The organism is Neorhizobium sp. NCHU2750, from assembly GCF_003597675.1.
Lineage (GTDB): Bacteria > Pseudomonadota > Alphaproteobacteria > Rhizobiales > Rhizobiaceae > Neorhizobium.
In genome coordinates this window covers 3,605,304-3,620,396 of sequence record NZ_CP030827.1, presented here as the reverse complement: position 1 = coordinate 3,620,396, position 15,093 = coordinate 3,605,304, and the positions used below count along the sequence as shown (strand labels likewise).

The 15,093-nt window shown below is 61.0% G+C and carries 14 protein-coding genes; 5 read left to right on the top strand and 9 right to left on the bottom strand.

The window, feature by feature from the left end:
• Positions 1-28: 28 nt before the first annotated feature.
• Positions 29-1,210, top strand: coding sequence for a GGDEF domain-containing protein (locus NCHU2750_RS17545; protein WP_119941685.1), 1,182 nt, complete (start codon positions 29-31; stop codon positions 1,208-1,210).
• Between the two features lie 11 nt (positions 1,211-1,221).
• Here the strand turns inward: NCHU2750_RS17545 and NCHU2750_RS17540 are convergent, their stop codons facing one another.
• The 5 genes from NCHU2750_RS17540 to ccmA all read right to left on the bottom strand — a co-directional run bounded on the left by NCHU2750_RS17540 (position 1,222) and on the right by ccmA (position 4,364).
• Entirely contained in the window at positions 1,222-1,848 is a 627-nt protein-coding gene (locus NCHU2750_RS17540; RefSeq protein ID WP_119941683.1) for a DsbE family thiol:disulfide interchange protein, read from the bottom strand.
• Complete coding sequence (gene ccmD, locus NCHU2750_RS17535) at positions 1,845-2,030, bottom strand: heme exporter protein CcmD (RefSeq protein ID WP_119941681.1); 186 nt, start codon at positions 2,028-2,030, stop codon at positions 1,845-1,847. Before ccmD ends, NCHU2750_RS17540 begins: the two co-directional genes overlap by 4 nt.
• A 1-nt stretch (position 2,031) precedes the next feature.
• Positions 2,032-2,802: a heme ABC transporter permease gene (locus NCHU2750_RS17530; protein ID WP_119941679.1), complete on the bottom strand. Its 771-nt coding sequence runs from the start codon at positions 2,800-2,802 to the stop codon at positions 2,032-2,034.
• Positions 2,803-2,845: 43 nt separating this feature from the next.
• Complete coding sequence (gene ccmB / locus NCHU2750_RS17525) at positions 2,846-3,505, bottom strand: heme exporter protein CcmB (protein WP_119941677.1); 660 nt, start codon at positions 3,503-3,505, stop codon at positions 2,846-2,848.
• Positions 3,506-3,719: 214 nt separating this feature from the next.
• Complete coding sequence (gene ccmA / locus NCHU2750_RS17520) at positions 3,720-4,364, bottom strand: heme ABC exporter ATP-binding protein CcmA (protein ID WP_119941675.1); 645 nt, start codon at positions 4,362-4,364, stop codon at positions 3,720-3,722.
• 272 nt (positions 4,365-4,636) lie between these two features.
• Between ccmA and acnA the strand changes: the two genes are divergently transcribed.
• From acnA to NCHU2750_RS17500, 4 genes are all read left to right on the top strand, one after another.
• Positions 4,637-7,330: an aconitate hydratase AcnA gene (gene acnA, locus NCHU2750_RS17515; RefSeq protein WP_119941673.1), complete on the top strand. Its 2,694-nt coding sequence runs from the start codon at positions 4,637-4,639 to the stop codon at positions 7,328-7,330.
• A 96-nt stretch (positions 7,331-7,426) separates the two neighbouring features.
• Positions 7,427-8,164, top strand: a complete 738-nt coding sequence (locus tag NCHU2750_RS17510; RefSeq protein ID WP_205583862.1) for a sulfite exporter TauE/SafE family protein — start codon at positions 7,427-7,429, stop codon at positions 8,162-8,164.
• A 185-nt stretch (positions 8,165-8,349) separates the two neighbouring features.
• Positions 8,350-9,120: a DUF1223 domain-containing protein gene (locus NCHU2750_RS17505; protein ID WP_119941670.1), complete on the top strand. Its 771-nt coding sequence runs from the start codon at positions 8,350-8,352 to the stop codon at positions 9,118-9,120.
• A 438-nt stretch (positions 9,121-9,558) separates the two neighbouring features.
• Complete coding sequence (locus NCHU2750_RS17500) at positions 9,559-9,948, top strand: DUF2794 domain-containing protein (RefSeq protein ID WP_119941669.1); 390 nt, start codon at positions 9,559-9,561, stop codon at positions 9,946-9,948.
• Positions 9,949-10,015: 67 nt separating this feature from the next.
• On the opposite strand, the gene NCHU2750_RS17495 is transcribed toward NCHU2750_RS17500, so the two are convergent.
• The 4 genes from NCHU2750_RS17495 to NCHU2750_RS17480 form a co-directional block, all read right to left on the bottom strand.
• Entirely contained in the window at positions 10,016-10,573 is a 558-nt protein-coding gene (locus NCHU2750_RS17495) for a GNAT family N-acetyltransferase (RefSeq protein WP_119941668.1), read from the bottom strand.
• A 225-nt stretch (positions 10,574-10,798) separates the two neighbouring features.
• Positions 10,799-11,536, bottom strand: a complete 738-nt coding sequence (locus NCHU2750_RS17490; protein ID WP_119941667.1) for a Bax inhibitor-1/YccA family protein — start codon at positions 11,534-11,536, stop codon at positions 10,799-10,801.
• Between the two features lie 229 nt (positions 11,537-11,765).
• Complete coding sequence (locus NCHU2750_RS17485) at positions 11,766-14,309, bottom strand: ABC transporter permease (RefSeq protein ID WP_119941666.1); 2,544 nt, start codon at positions 14,307-14,309, stop codon at positions 11,766-11,768.
• Positions 14,306-15,016, bottom strand: a complete 711-nt coding sequence (locus NCHU2750_RS17480; RefSeq protein WP_119941665.1) for an ABC transporter ATP-binding protein — start codon at positions 15,014-15,016, stop codon at positions 14,306-14,308. The genes NCHU2750_RS17485 and NCHU2750_RS17480 overlap by 4 nt, the downstream gene beginning before the upstream one ends.
• Positions 15,017-15,093 lie beyond the last annotated feature (77 nt).

Here is a 15,093-nt window from a genome sequence, read left to right as displayed (position 1 = left end):
TGCATGAAGGCTTTCTGCATAGGGCCAGATGGAACAGACCGATAATTTTGCCTATCTGCTGCCGTTCATCTTTCTGGTGTTCGGCCTGATCTTCCTGATCGCTGCGCGATGGTCGGATGGTTCTGCGCGTTACTGGGGATCTGGTTATATCTGCGCGGCGATCGGTTTCGCCTTTCCGATGCTTGCCTATGCGCTGCCTGTCGAATGGCAGGCGGTCATTGCCAACATACCGTTCTTTGCGGCTTTCTTTTTCTATGGTCAGGCGTTGCTCGTGCGGTTCAAGCGCCCGACATGGTTCCTGCCGCGGCTCGTCTTTGCAATTCTTGCATTCGTCGCGATTACATGGGTGATCGTGGTCCGGCAGGATCTGCGGTCGCAGCTTGCGCTTGGCGACGGATCGCTGGCTGTGCTTTTGGCCTTTTCCGTTGCGGCTGTGTGGCGGCATGCAAGGCATGTGATCGACCGGCTGCTGGTCGGCATGGCGGCGCTGGTGGTCCTTGAGACGGCCGTTCGCGTTACGGCCTTGCTCGCCTTCACCTCGGCGGATGATTATGCCTCGCTCGACCAGTTCCTGTCGTCCGGCTATGCCTTCTTCATGCAGGTGGGCGCGAGCGTGATCGGTTTCGTCATGGCTTTGACCGTGCTGGGATCCGTGATGTCGGACGTGATCACCGGCCATCGACGTGCGGCGGAGCATGATCCGCTGACGGATCTGTTCAACCGGCGCGGCTTCGAGCAGGCGGTGCCGACCGCAGGTGGCGGTGCTTTTCCGGCCGGCGCGGTCGTCGTCGGTGATATCGATCATTTCAAGCAGGTGAACGATCGCTTCGGCCATGCCGCTGGAGACCACGTAATCATCGGCTTTGCGCAGACGCTGCGTGCCAATCTTGCGGGCGCGGCGCTGGCCCGTTTCGGCGGGGAGGAGTTCGTTGCCTTCCTGCCGGGTATCAGCCAGGCCGAGGCTGCGCGGATGGCCGAGCAGGCCAGGATGGCTTTTCTGGCAATGGGCTGGCAGCAGCACGGGATCGAGGAGACTTTCAGCGCCAGTTTCGGCGTCTCGATGACAGCACCGGGCGATCATTCCGTGCACGATGCCATCAGCCGGGCGGATGCCTGTCTCTATATTGCCAAGAATTCCGGCCGCAACCGGGTGATCATCGAGGGGCAGCGTCCGCCGGAAGGTCCGCCGCCGCTCAGGATCGTGTCCTGATTTACATCCGGTCAGCTCTTGGCTGCGTCTGACGTTTTTTCGCCCGAAGCTTTCTCGATTGCGGGAAGAAGTTCCTCGGTCAGGCTGCGATCGTCGAACGGGCCAACCTTCTTGTAGAGGATCGTGCCGTCGGGGCCGACGAGATAGCTTTCCGGAATACCGTAGACGCCCCAGTCGATGGCGGCCTTGCCGTTCGGATCGACACCAACGGCCTTATAGGGGTTTCCGAGTTCACCCAGGAAGCGCAGGGCATTGTCGCTGCGATCCTTGTAGTTGATGCCGACGATATTGAGCCGGCTATCGGTGGCGAGCTGCTTCAGAACCGGATGTTCCTGGCGGCAGGGAATGCACCAGGAGGCGAAGACATTGACCAGCGTCAGCTTGCCCTTGATCGCCGAATCCGTCAGCGCCGGCAGGTTGGAGCCTTCCAGCGGCGGTAGCGCGAGCGACGGCGCGGTCTTGCCGATCAGGGCCGACGGGATGGCCGAGGCGTCGAGGCCGTTGACATCCTGATCGTAGAGCATCTTGCCGGCGATAGCGGCAAAGCCCGCGAATACCAGGAGCGGTATGAGCGCCAGCGCATAGCGGGCGCGGTTGCGGGTCGGCTTGAGATTGGCGTCTTCGGTTTGCGCGCTCATGCCTGTCCTCCGGTTTCGGACGGGGCCGCGGGTCGGGCCGAGCGGCGACGGATGCCGGAGGCTTCCAGTTCGGCCAGCTCTTTCTGCCGGGCGCGACCATCGAGCCAGACCCAGGCAATCAGACAGAGCGTGATGACGCCCGCGACTGCATAGGCGGTGTCGATATAGAAAGCATGGGTCATGTTACGCCTCCTTCGCGGCCTTGCGACCGGCCATGCGGGCGGCCAGACGGCGCTGGGCGGTGACGCGACGGCGCCAGATCTCGTTTCGCATCGCCGCGATATGAAGGGTGAAGAACAACAGCGTCGAGGCAAGCGCCATGATGAGCAGCGGCCAGAGGAATTCCTTGTCGATCGTCGGGCCACCCATGCGAATGATGCTGGCCGGCTGATGCAGCGTGTTCCACCAGTCGACCGAGAACTTGATGATCGGGATGTTGACGAAGCCGATGAGGATTAGGACCGAGGAGACGCGGGCCGCACGGCCGGGGTCGTCGAAGGCCCGGTTGAGTGCGATCAGACCGAGATACATCAGGAACAGCACGAAAACCGAAGTCAATCGCGCATCCCAGACCCACCATGTGCCCCACATCGGCTTGCCCCAGAGCGAACCGGTGGCAAGCGCGATCAGAGTAAAGGCCGCGCCGATCGGAGCGGCGGACTTGTGGGAAACGTCGGCCAGCGGGTGGCGCCAGACGAGCGTGCCGATCGCCGAGACGGCCATGACCGTGTAGCACATCATCGACAGCCAGGCGGCCGGCACGTGGATATACATGATCCGCACCGTCATCCCCTGCTGGTAATCACCTTCGGTGGTGAAGCTGAGGTAGAGGCCGACCGCAAAAAGGATCGCTGTCACCGCGGCCATCCAGGGCAGGAGGCGCGCCGCCAGGCTCAGGAACCGCGTCGGGTTCGCGAGGTCGGAGAATTTCGTGATGGCGATACTTTCTGGCATGGTACTTTCTAACCGGATAGCGCGTTTTCGAGAATGATTCTAATCAATCGGCCGTGTTTCGCAAAGCGAGTGCCGCGCCGATTGGACCGATCACCGCAAAAAACATCGTGATGGCCACCAATATCAGAAAAGGCGGCATGAAGGGGGCGGGATCTTCGACCGCCGCGTAAGACGCGCTGACACCGAAGATCAGGACGGGAATTGCCAGCGGCAGGACGAGGATCGAGACAAGCAGGCCGCCACGGGGAAGGGCGACGGCAACGGCGGCGCCGACTGCGCCGATGAAGGTCAAAGCCGGCGTGCCGACGAGAAGCGTCAGCATGGTGGCACCGATCGCGACCTCGCTCATGTTCATGAACAGGCCAAGAAGCGGCGAGGCGATGACCAGAGGCAGGCCGTTGCCCAGCCAGTGGGCGAGGCATTTGACCAGTACGGTCAGTACCAGCGGGTGTTCCTGCATCAGCAGCAGATCGAGCGAACCATCCTCCCGATCGGTCTGGAACATGCGGTCGAGGCCGAGCAAGGCCGAGAGCAGGGCTCCGATCCAGACGATGGCCGGGCCGATGCGCGACAGAAGGTTGAGGTCCGGGCCGACGCCGAAGGGAATGACGGCGACGACCGTCAGGAAGAACAGCACGCCGATCAATGCGCCACCGCCGGCACGCACCGAAAGTTTCAGGTCGCGGAGGAGGAGGGCTGTCATGGATGCGCACCTTCCACCTTTGGCGAAGACCCCTCCCAACCATGCCAGGGTTGAGACTGGTGTCTCAACCTGTCCTTCGGACCCCCACAAGGGGGAGGGCTTAACCCGGCCGCATCATCGAGAATCAATTGAAGCCGGCGGTCGCCTCGAGTCCTCTCCCCCCTTGTGGGGGAGATGGCCGGCAGGCCAGAGGGGGTGTTGGTACGATCAGCCATCACCACACATCCTCCATCACACCGGCGAAGCCGGTCATCTTCAACTGCTTGGCGTCCTCCAGGCCGAGTGGCTGGTGGGTGGCGGCGAGCACGATGCCGCCGGTGGAGAGGTGGTGCTTGATCAGGGTGGTGAACACTTCTTCGGCACTGACATCAAGGGCCGCCGTCGGTTCGTCGAGGATCCAGACCGGGCGCCATGCGACGAGAAGCTTGGCGAAGGCCATGCGACGCTGCTGACCGGCGGAGAGATAGCCGAAGGGCAGGTGGGTGATCTCGCTGAGCCCCACATGCTCGGCCGCCTCGCCGATGGTCAGGCCCTCGCCGCCGCGGAAATTGCCGAGGAAATCCTGCCAGAAGGAGAGGTTTTCAAACACCGAAAGTTCGGCCTTCATGGCGTTGCGGTGGCCGAGATAATGGCATGCCTCGGCGGCACGCATGTCCGGATCGGCGCCGTCCGACGTCCAGGTGACGCGACCTTCCTCCGGCTGCAGCAATCCCGCCACGGTGCGCAGCAGCGTCGACTTTCCCGAACCGTTGCGGCCGGTCAGAACGAGGCTCTCGCCACCGTCCAGCACGAAGGAAATATCCTTGAAAATCAGGTCTTCACCGCGCCTGGCGCTCAAACCTTCGGCCGTCAGTCGCATCGTTTGGACCTTGTTTAAGTTTTCAATCATCTAGTCGCAAAAAATCTTTCGTGACCTGCGACAAAGTGTCTGGAAGGCTTCTTAGAAACTATCTATATAGATGGCAACCACGCCAGCGGCCGGCGTGACTTCCACCTAGCGCCGGACCTGAAGATGAAAATCTTCTCGTGCGGACAGCGGAAATGGTCGCACCCGCATCCTATCGTGCATTTCTGAATGCATAGGTGTCCGCACGCGCGTGTTGGCTCTTGATATCAGCGGGGTTCTAATCCGTGACCAAATCTATCGATAGCTTTCAATGTCGTTCCGTCCTTACCGTAGGCGGTAAGGACTATGTCTATTACAGCCTTCCGAAGGCCGAAGCGAACGGCCTTACGGGCGTTTCCAAGCTGCCTTTCTCGATGAAGGTTCTGCTCGAAAATCTGCTGCGTTTCGAAGACGGCCAGTCCGTCACCAAGGAGCAGATCCTGTCGGTGGCCGAATGGCTGAACAACAAGGGTCTGACCGAGGCGGAAATCGCCTATCGCCCGGCCCGTGTGCTGATGCAGGACTTTACCGGCGTTCCTGCCGTCGTCGACCTTGCCGCCATGCGTGACGGCATCAAGTCGCTCGGCGGCGATCCGGAAAAGATCAATCCGCTCGTTCCCGTCGACCTCGTCATCGACCACTCGGTCATCGTCGACGAATTCGGCACGCCCACTGCCTTTGCCCGCAACGTGGAGCTGGAGTACCAGCGTAATGGCGAGCGCTACCGCTTCCTCAAGTGGGGCCAGCAGGCATTCAAGAACTTTCGCGTGGTTCCGCCCGGTACGGGCATCTGCCACCAGGTGAATTTCGAATATCTCGGCCAGACGGTCTGGACCAACGAGGAAGACGGCGAAACCACCGCTTATCCGGATACCTGCGTCGGTACCGACAGCCATACGACGATGATCAACGGTCTCGGCGTCCTGGGCTGGGGTGTCGGCGGGATCGAAGCGGAAGCCTCGATGCTCGGCCAGCCCGTTTCCATGCTTCTGCCTGAGGTCATCGGCTTCAAGCTGACCGGCAAGCTGAAGGAAGGCGTCACTGCGACCGACCTCGTTCTCACCGTCGTGCAGATGCTGCGCAAGAAGGGCGTCGTGTCCAAGTTCGTCGAATTCTTCGGCCCGGGCATGGACAACATGCCGGTCGCAGACCGTGCGACGATCGGCAATATGGGCCCGGAATACGGCGCGACCTGCGGCTTCTTCCCGGTCGATGCCGAAACCGTCAACTATCTCAACATGTCCGGCCGCACCAAGGAGCGCATCGCGCTCGTGGAAGCCTATTCGAAGGCGCAGGGCATGTGGCGCGACAATGACGGTTCCGACCTCGTGTTCACCGATACGCTTGAACTGGATCTCAACGACGTCGTGCCGTCGATGGCCGGCCCGAAGCGTCCGGAAGGCCGTATCCCGCTGGAAAACATCGCATCCGGTTTTGCCACTTCGCTCGCCGGCGAATACAAGAAGCCCGACCAGCTTTCCAACCGCTATGCAGTCGAAGGCACCGACTTCGATCTCGGCCATGGCGACGTGGCGATTGCCGCCATCACGTCGTGCACCAACACGTCCAACCCGAGCGTGCTGATCGCTGCCGGCCTTCTGGCCCGCAACGCCGTCGCCAAGGGCCTGAAGACGGCTCCCTGGGTCAAGACTTCGCTTGCACCGGGAAGCCAGGTCGTTGCCGAATATCTCGACAAGTCGGGCCTGCAGAAGGATCTCGATGCACTGGGCTTCAACCTCGTCGGTTTCGGCTGCACGACCTGCATCGGAAATTCCGGTCCGCTGCCGGCGCCGATCTCGAAGACGATCAACGACAAGGGCCTGATCGTTTCGGGCGTTCTGTCCGGCAACCGCAACTTCGAAGGCCGTATCTCGCCGGACGTGCAGGCTAACTACCTGGCGTCGCCGCCGCTCGTGGTTGCCTATGCTCTGGCCGGCACGGTGCAGAAGGACCTGACCACCGAGCCGCTCGGCGAGGATCGCGACGGCAACCCCGTCTTCCTCAAGGACGTCTGGCCAACCTCTGCCGAAGTGCAGGAGTTCATCCAGAAATACGTCACCCGCGAACTGTTCGAAACCAAGTATGCAGACGTCTTCAAGGGCGATGCGAACTGGCAGGCCGTGCAGATCCCGGACGGTGAGACCTATGCATGGGACGACCAGTCGACCTATGTGCAGAACCCGCCCTATTTCGTCGGCATGGGTAAAAAGGGCTCCGGCATCAAGGACATCAAGGGTGCCCGCGTGCTTGGCCTGTTCGGCGACAAGATCACCACCGACCATATTTCTCCGGCCGGTTCGATCAAGGCAGCTTCTCCGGCCGGTGCCTATCTCACCGAGCATGGCGTTGCCGTTGCCGACTTCAACCAGTACGGCACGCGCCGCGGCAACCATGAAGTGATGATGCGCGGCACCTTCGCCAATATCCGCATCCGCAACCACATGCTCGGCCCGAACGGCAAGGAAGGTGGCTACACCATCCACTATCCGTCGAAGGAAGAGATGTCGATCTACGATGCGGCGATGAAGTACAAGGAAGAGGGCACGCCTCTCGTCATCTTCGCCGGTGTCGAATACGGCAACGGTTCGTCGCGTGACTGGGCTGCTAAGGGCACCAATCTCCTGGGCGTCAAAGCTGTGATCGCCCAGTCCTTCGAGCGAATCCATCGGTCGAACCTGGTCGGTATGGGCGTCGTTCCCTTCGTCTTCGAGGAAGGCACGACCTGGGCCTCGCTCGATCTCAAGGGCGACGAGACCGTCACCATCGAAGGCCTGGAAGGCGACATCAAGCCGCGCGAATGGAAGACTGCCAAGATCACCTATGGCGATGGCACGGTGAAGGAGATCAACATCCTCTGCCGCATCGATACGCTCGATGAAGTCATCTACATGAACAATGGCGGCATTCTGCAGACGGTTCTTCGCGATCTGGCTGCCTAACGATTTATGCCACCCGCCGGGAAATCCGGCGGGTGGTTTTTATCAGGTCTCCCTGAACAAAATTCCATTTGTAAAATTCCTGCAGGCATTCCTCCATTGTCCCCCATCATTTTCCTCGGAATGGCTGTCGCCGTTTTCCTGACGTCTCTTCTTTCAGGTATTTTCGGAATGGCAGGCGGGCTGATCCTGCTCTGGCTGCTGCTGTTTTTCTATCCGGTCGGGACTGCGATCGCGATCCAGGGGGTTATCCAGATCACGTCGAACGGGTCGCGTGCCTGGTTTTCGCGGGCCTATATCGACTGGCGGATCCTTGGCGTCCTGTGCATCGGTGTCGGCGTTTCGGCGGCCGTGCTTTTTGCCATCGACTATACGCCGAGCCTGATCGTGGTTTTGATCGGTATCGGGCTGATGCCGATCCTCGTCTGGCTGCCGGTCAAGCGGCTGCAGCTCGACGCATCGCGTCCCTCCCACGCGCTGATTGCCGGTCTGCTGTCTGGCTTTCTCAATATCAGCGTCGGTGTGGCCGGTCCTACGATCGATATCTTCTTCATCCGCACCCAGATGGACCGGCGCAAGGTTATCGCTACCAAGGCCTCGATCCAGACCCTGTCGCATCTCGCCAAGATTGCATTCTACTGGGATGCGGCGATGAAGCTGCCGACGACCGACCAGATCGCAGTGCTGGCCGCGGCACCGATCGCGATCCTCGGGGCGCTGGCGGGCAACGGCATCCTGCAGAAGATGACGGATGCCAATTTTCGCGCATGGACCCGCTGGGTTGTAACAGGCGTCGGCGCGGTCTATCTCGTCCAGGGCCTGATGCAGGTCCTGTAGACGGTTTGTTGAAAGTCCTTTCTTTCAACTAGAAAGCGATTATTGGTCACGTTTTCGTTTTCACCCCATCGTGACTTTCTCTTGAAATTGTGGATGGTTACTTTCCGCCAACCCGACAGCCCTTCTCGATTGCCGAGAGTAGTCGCATTTTCGCGGTTGCCCTGACAAATAGAGGTTCGATACATATGCCGTTCCATTTTCGCGCTCTGGTCGTCCTTGCGAGCCTGCTGTTTTGCGGTGCGGCGATGGCGGAGGAAGTGCGGGCGCCAAAGGGCGTGGTCGAACTCTTTACCTCTCAGGGCTGCGCATCCTGTCCGCCGGCCGACAACGCGCTGGGCGAGCTTGTTGCTCAGGGCGATCTGGTCGTTCTCTCCTACCATGTCGATTATTGGAACTATCTCGGCTGGCCCGATACTCTCAGCTCCAAGGAAAATACCGAGCGTCAATATGGCTATGCCAAGACGCTGGGCAGAACCGGCGTCTACACACCGCAGGCGATCATCAATGGCCGCGAGCATGTGAAGGGTACGGATCTCTCCGCGATCAACGGCAAGGTCGACGGGCTTGAAAAGGCTGGTCACGGCCTGACCGTGCCGGTGACGGCGGCAATGCGCGGCGACGAGATAGACATCAATATCGGCGAGGGCCAGGGACAGGCCGATGTCGTTGTCGCCTATTTCACCAAGCACCAGCAGGTTGACGTGACGAAGGGCGAAAACAGCGGCAAGAACATGGATTACTGGCACAGCGTCTATGACGTGCAGTCGGTCGGCATGTGGAACGGCAAGAAGATGACGCTCACCTTGCCGGGCAAGGCATTCGGGACGAACAAGAAGGATGGCTGTGCCGTTCTCTTGCAGACGTCCGGGCCCGGCGGCGAACCGGCAGCCATTATCGGAGCCACAGTGCTGATGGCCGGGCGCAAGAAGGACCAGGGCGCGCCGCAATCGCCCTGATGCGTCCTTACACTGAACTCCCTATTCATGAGCATGCCTGCTCCGAGGCGGTGACCGCTTTCGCCAAATAAGGCAGGATCGTCTGGACAATCACGGATGCCCAACGATCGCGCACAAGCTGACTGCTTGTGGCGGCGATGGTGCGCATTGCGCTGGCATTCTGGATTTTCGGGAAATCGTTGGTGGATGGCCCGGCCCGGAAACATTGGGGGGCTGGGGGTAAGGGTCAATGCACCGAACCGGGCCAATGGCGCTAAATCGCGCCAACCAACATCTGCACAATGGCTGCCGATTTGGGCGCTGTTTTGTCCGAATTTGGGCAGAGGAAAAAATCGCCATGGTCACAGCAGCGGAGAGCGCCGATGCCCAAGCGGGCTTGCATTTTTGTGCGGCTGGGGCACACTGTCATGGCAAAGATATATAACGATTGGAGCTTTGATGGCTGATCAGCCCGATTTGCCAGCAGGCGCTAAGCCGCAGGATCCCACCGTCGTCGTCAGCCTCAGCGAATATCGACAAAGCCGCGATCCCATCCCCGTGACCTTTCACCGACGAGAACTCGACGCCATCCTCTGGATCTATGGCCGCATGGTCGGCGAGGGAGAGTGGAAGGATTATGCGATCGATCACCTGAAGGATCGCGCGGTGTTTTCCATCTTCAAGCGATCCGGAGAAATGCCGCTTTTCCGCATCGAAAAGAACCCGAAGCTTGCCGCCAAGCAGGGCGCCTATGCCGTGATCAATACGAACGGGCTGATCCTCAAGCGTGGCCATGAGCTGCAGCAGGTACTTAAGGTGTTCGACAAGGCGTTGAAGCTGGTGGACTGAAGGGCCGACCTCATCTTGCCGTCAGGCGGGATGCGGGCCTTCATACCGGTGCCGCGCGCGGCGTGCGTCAGCCGACAAACAGGTTCCCCGGATAAGCCGCCAGATCCGGGTCCGTCTCCTTGCCCTCGCCAAGCGCGATCTGCATCAGCACGGTATCCAGCCATTTGCCGTGCTTGAAGCCGGTGCCCTTCAATGTGCCGGTCAGTTCGAAGCCGAGGCTCGCGTGGACGGCAACCGATGCCGGGCTTGCGCCGCCGATGACGGCGACCATCTGGCGAAAACCGAGCGCCTCGCAGCGGAAAAGCAGTTCCTTCAGGAGTGCCTTGCCGATCCCCTGTCCGCGGGCGGCGGGGGCAAGATAGATCGAATCCTCCACCAGCCAGCGATAGGCAGGGCGGGTGCGGAATGCCGATGCATAGGCATAGCCCAGCAGCGTGCCGTCCGCGCCCTCGGCTGTGATATAGGGATAACCCTTGTCGACAATACCCGCATGCCGGCCGGTCATCTCGTCGAGGTCCGGCGGGGTGATCTCGTAGCTTGCGGTGCCGTTCAGCACGCTGTCGCGATAGATCTCGGTGATTGCCGGAAGGTCGGCGCTTGTAGCGTTACGGATAGAAAATGTCATGTCGGCAACTGGTGCAATCGTGAACGTGCGTGATTTCGCCAGAGGCTACAGCATGGGCCCGCAAATCGCAATCGCTTTTCGGAAAGCCTGTGGCGCAAATTCACAGAGATGGAGCGCCTGCCTATGCGTCTATTGGAACGCAGAGCGTCACAAGCCGGTGCCGATGAGTGGGCAACAAAAAAGGCGGCCCGAGAGCCGCCTTTTCCGTAATGATCACACTTCGCTTTAGTTGTTGCGGTTGCCGAGGAACTGCAGCAGGAAGGTGAAGAGGTTGATGAAGTCGAGGTAGAGGGTCAGCGCACCCATGATGGCCATGCGGCCGGTCGCGGTGGAGTCGTTGCCTTCCCAGTACATTTCCTTGATCTTCTGGGTGTCGTAGGCGGTGAGGCCTGCGAAGATCAGCACGCCGATCACGGAGATGGCGAAGCCCATTGCAGAAGACTGCAGGAAGATGTTGACGATCGAGGCGATGATCAGGCCGAACAGGCCCATGATCAGGAACGATCCGAAGCCCGACAGGCTCTTCTTCGTCGTATAGCCGTAAAGCGACAGCGCGCCGAACGAAGCTGCGGTGACGAAGAACGTCTGTACGATGCTCTGGCCGGTGAAGACCAGGAAGATCGACGACAGCGACAGGCCCATCAAAGCGGCATAGACCCAGAAGGTCATCTGCGCTGCAGATACGCTCATCGAATTGATGCGGAAGCTCAGGAAGAAGACCAGCGCGACGGGGGCGAGCATGATCACCCACTTGAGCGGGCCGCCATAAAGCGCTTGTGCAACAGCCGGGTTGGAAACCGCGAAAGCATAGGTGCCGTAAGCTGCCAGACCGGTGATTGCCAGACCGAGCGCCATCAGGTTGTAGACCTTCAGCATATAGGCGCGAAGGCCCTGATCGATCATCGCACCCGACTGTGCGCGGGACTGCGCCATTCGGTTCTGGTAGTTGTTGAAGTCAGCCATTGTTTCCTCTTTAAGCTCCGGAATTACTCACGGTGTCGGGCCCCCTTTTCAGACCCGGGCGCCGCTGCGGAGCTTCAGCAAGCCTGCCAAAGAATATGATGCGAGATCGCCTTACATACAAGGGGTGAGTCGTATGAAAAACATCGTGAACGGGCGTCATCCGGCAACCTATGGGACTTTATGACGAGAATTTGATCGATAATACGACAATAATACAACCAATGATTTATCAGAGTTCCCGCAGGACTGGTGCCGCTTTCTGTCCCAGCACCCGCCAGGTGCCGATCAGGCCGATGCCGACGGTCAAAACGAGCGATAGAACAAGGGTGATCACGGCCACATCGGGCAGGAAAGCCGAGGGCATGTGCATGATGCGGGTGACGACGAACCAGGCGGAAATGCTGCCCGCCAGCAGGGCAAAGACGGCTGTCGCACCGCCGAGGATCAAATATTCGTAGCCGAAGGCCCGCATCAGCATGGTCCGCGTGCCGCCGAGCGTCTTCAGCACCACGGCGTCATGGGTCCTGGCACGGTTGCCGGCGGCAAGCGCACCGGCGAGAACCAGAACCGATGCGATGAGGGCCACGGCTGCGGCGGCGCGGATGGCGGTTGCCAGCTGGCCGAGCAACTGGTCGATCATATCGATCGCGTCCTTGACCCTGACGCTGGTGATCGTCGGATAGGCGTCGGTGACGGATTTCAGGATCGCGGCTTCCTGGGCGGCGGTCGCCGACGGTTCCGTCAGCGTCGCGAGCCACGCATGCGGGGCGCCGCGGAAGGTGTTGGGCGAAAAGACCATGACGAAGTTGATCGACAGATTGCGCCATTCGACATTGCGGAAATTGGCGATCTTTGCCGTGATGTTGCGGCCGAGCACGTTGACGGTAACGGTGTCGCCGAGTTTCAGGCCGAGTTCGCCGGCTTCCTGTGCGGAGAAGGATACGAGCGGCTCGCCGGAATAGTCGGCCGGCCACCATTGGCCCTCGGTGAGCGATGAATTCTTCGGCAGATTGTCGTCATAGGTTATGCCGCGATCGCCGCGAAGCACCCATCGACCGGCGGGCGGCACGGTCATCTGGCTGACGTCCTTGTCGTTGAAGCGGGTGATGCGGCCGCGCAGCATCGGCACCTCGGTGATGCTGCCATCGGGCACCTGTTTCTTCAACAGATCGACAAAGCCCTGCCGCTCGGAGCCCTGGATATCGACGAAGAAGAAGTTCGGGGCCTGTTCGGCAATGCGGCCGGTGAGTTGGCTGCGCATATTGCCGTCGATGAGCGCCAGCGTCACCAAAAGGGCGAGGCCGAGGCCGAGCGACAGGACGACGGAAGGTGTCAGCGCGCCGGGTCGATGGATATTGCCGATCGCAAGCCTGAGTGCGGGGGAGTTTACCCGCGGGCTTCTGCGGGCGAGCGCTGCAATGCCGGCTGCCACCACGCGCAACAGCAGGAATGCTCCGGCCACCGAAACGAGGAAGACCGAGGCGACGAAACGGTCTTCGGCCCAGACGATGGCCAGGGCTGCGAGGACTGCAAGTGCCACACCGGCCGCAAGCAGATAGGGCCAGGAGGGCAGGCGCCGGGCCTCGAAACCCTGTTCGCGGAAAAGGGCAGTTGCCGGCACTTCGCGCGCATGGCCAAGCGGCAATATGGCGAAGGCGAAGGTGACGACGATGCCGAAGGCGGCGGCAACGGCGAGTGCTGACGGATAGAGCGCGCCACCCGCGGGGACCGGAAGAACGCCCTGCAGATAGTGGAAGGCTATGAAGGGAGAGATCGCGCCGATAACAAGGCCGATGACGATGCCGATCGCCGCCAGCAGCATGATCTGGATGAGATAGATCAGAGTGACGACCGAGGCGGGGGCGCCCAGGCATTTAAATGTGGCAATGGTGGTGCGCTTGGCATCGAGGAAGGCGCGCACGGCATTGGCAATGCCGACGCCACCGACGATAAGCGCCGTCAGGCCGACAAGGGTGAGGAACTGCGAGAAGCGCTCGACATTTTCGGAAAGCGAGGGGGCAGCGCGGTCACTGGTGCGGACGGACCAGCCCGCATCGGGAAATTCCTTGTTGGCGCGTGCGGCAAGCGCTGTTCGGGTTGCCGGGTTCGAGAGCTTCACCTTGTAGGCATGTTCGACCAGACTACCGATGGTGACCAGGCCGGACGCCTGCAGGGCATCCCGGCTGACCATCAGCCGCGGGGCGAAGCCGAAGCCGTCCGACAATGCGTCCGGTTCGGTGTCAACCGTGCCGCGCAGGACAAGCCGGGTGTTGCCGAGCAGGATCTCGTCGCCGACGGCCAGCCCCAGCCGGTCGAGAAGCAATGGAGCCGCCAACGCGCCATAGGCATCGCCATCCTTCGCCAGTAGCTTTTCGAGCGGCTCGGACGGGGTGGTCGCAACGGTGCCATAGAGCGGATAGAGGTCGTCGACGCCCTTGACCTCGACAAGCGCCTGGCCGGAGCCGTCGGGCTTTCTCGCCATCGAGCGGAGGCCAGTCGAGACGCTGACCTTGCCCAGGCTATCGAGGAAGGCGCGCTCCTTGTCGTTGGCCTCACGGTTTCTCAGTTCGAAGCGGATATCGCCGGCCAGCAGCGACTGGCCCTGATTGGCAATCGCACCGGTAATGGCGTTTGCCACCGATTTGACGGTCGCGATCGCGCCGGTGCCAAGCGCTATACAGGCGAGGAAGATGTAGAAGCCGGAAAGCCCGCCGCGCATTTCACGCAGGGCCAGGCGGAAGGCGATCGACAGGCGGGCCGCGGCGCCGTTCATGCGGATACTGCCTGGCCAGGGGTGCGGGCGGCACTGTCCTCGACGATCTGGCCGGAGCGGACACGGATTTGGCGCGAGCAGCGGGCAGCCAGTGAATTGTCGTGGGTGACGAGAAGCAGGGTCATGCCACGCTCGGCCTGCTTGGCGAAAAGCAGGTCGGCGATCTGGCGGCCGGTCTCGGTGTCGAGATTGCCGGTCGGTTCGTCGGCAATCAAAAGAGCGGGAGAGGGGGCGAGTGCGCGGGCGATTGCGACACGCTGCTGCTCGCCGCCGGAGAGCTGGCCCGGATAGTGATTGAGACGCTCGCCGAGGCCAACAGCCGTCAGTTCTCGCCGGGCGATGTCGAAGGCGTTTCTATTGCCTGCCAGTTCCAGCGGAACGGCGACGTTTTCGAGCGCCGTCATGTTGGCGATGAGGTGGAAGGACTGGAAGACGATGCCGATATTGCGGCCGCGGAATTCAGCCAGCACATCCTCGGAAAATGTGTGGAGCGGGGCGCCATCGATGACGATCTCGCCGCTGTCGAGCCTTTCGAGCCCGGCAAGCACCATCAGCAGCGTGGACTTGCCGGAGCCGGACGGACCGATGATACCTACGGCCTCTCCCTTGTTGATGGACAGGTCTATGCCCTTGAGCACATGGACGGAAGCGGCTGCGTTTCCGAGGGTCAGATCGGCATTTTTGAGCGTGATAATGGTTTCAGTCAAAACGAATAACCCTATATCCATGTTGCGCGCGGCCTTGCTGCAGCGCGGTCGTGCCCAGGAAATCTAGGAGACGCAGG

Coding starts and splice junctions, on each gene's coding strand:
- NCHU2750_RS17505 (WP_119941670.1), top strand. CDS start 8,350: ATGCCGTTCCATTTTCGCGCTCTGGTCGTCCTTGCGAGCCTGCTGTTT.
- ccmD (WP_119941681.1), bottom strand. CDS start 2,030: ATGACCCATGCTTTCTATATCGACACCGCCTATGCAGTCGCGGGCGTC.
- NCHU2750_RS17530 (WP_119941679.1), bottom strand. CDS start 2,802: ATGCCAGAAAGTATCGCCATCACGAAATTCTCCGACCTCGCGAACCCG.
- NCHU2750_RS17490 (WP_119941667.1), bottom strand. CDS start 11,536: ATGGCTGACTTCAACAACTACCAGAACCGAATGGCGCAGTCCCGCGCA.
- NCHU2750_RS17545 (WP_119941685.1), top strand. CDS start 29: ATGGAACAGACCGATAATTTTGCCTATCTGCTGCCGTTCATCTTTCTG.
- NCHU2750_RS17500 (WP_119941669.1), top strand. CDS start 9,559: ATGGCTGATCAGCCCGATTTGCCAGCAGGCGCTAAGCCGCAGGATCCC.
- NCHU2750_RS17495 (WP_119941668.1), bottom strand. CDS start 10,573: ATGACATTTTCTATCCGTAACGCTACAAGCGCCGACCTTCCGGCAATC.
- ccmA (WP_119941675.1), bottom strand. CDS start 4,364: ATGCGACTGACGGCCGAAGGTTTGAGCGCCAGGCGCGGTGAAGACCTG.
- NCHU2750_RS17540 (WP_119941683.1), bottom strand. CDS start 1,848: ATGAGCGCGCAAACCGAAGACGCCAATCTCAAGCCGACCCGCAACCGC.
- ccmB (WP_119941677.1), bottom strand. CDS start 3,505: ATGACAGCCCTCCTCCTCCGCGACCTGAAACTTTCGGTGCGTGCCGGC.
- NCHU2750_RS17485 (WP_119941666.1), bottom strand. CDS start 14,309: ATGAACGGCGCCGCGGCCCGCCTGTCGATCGCCTTCCGCCTGGCCCTG.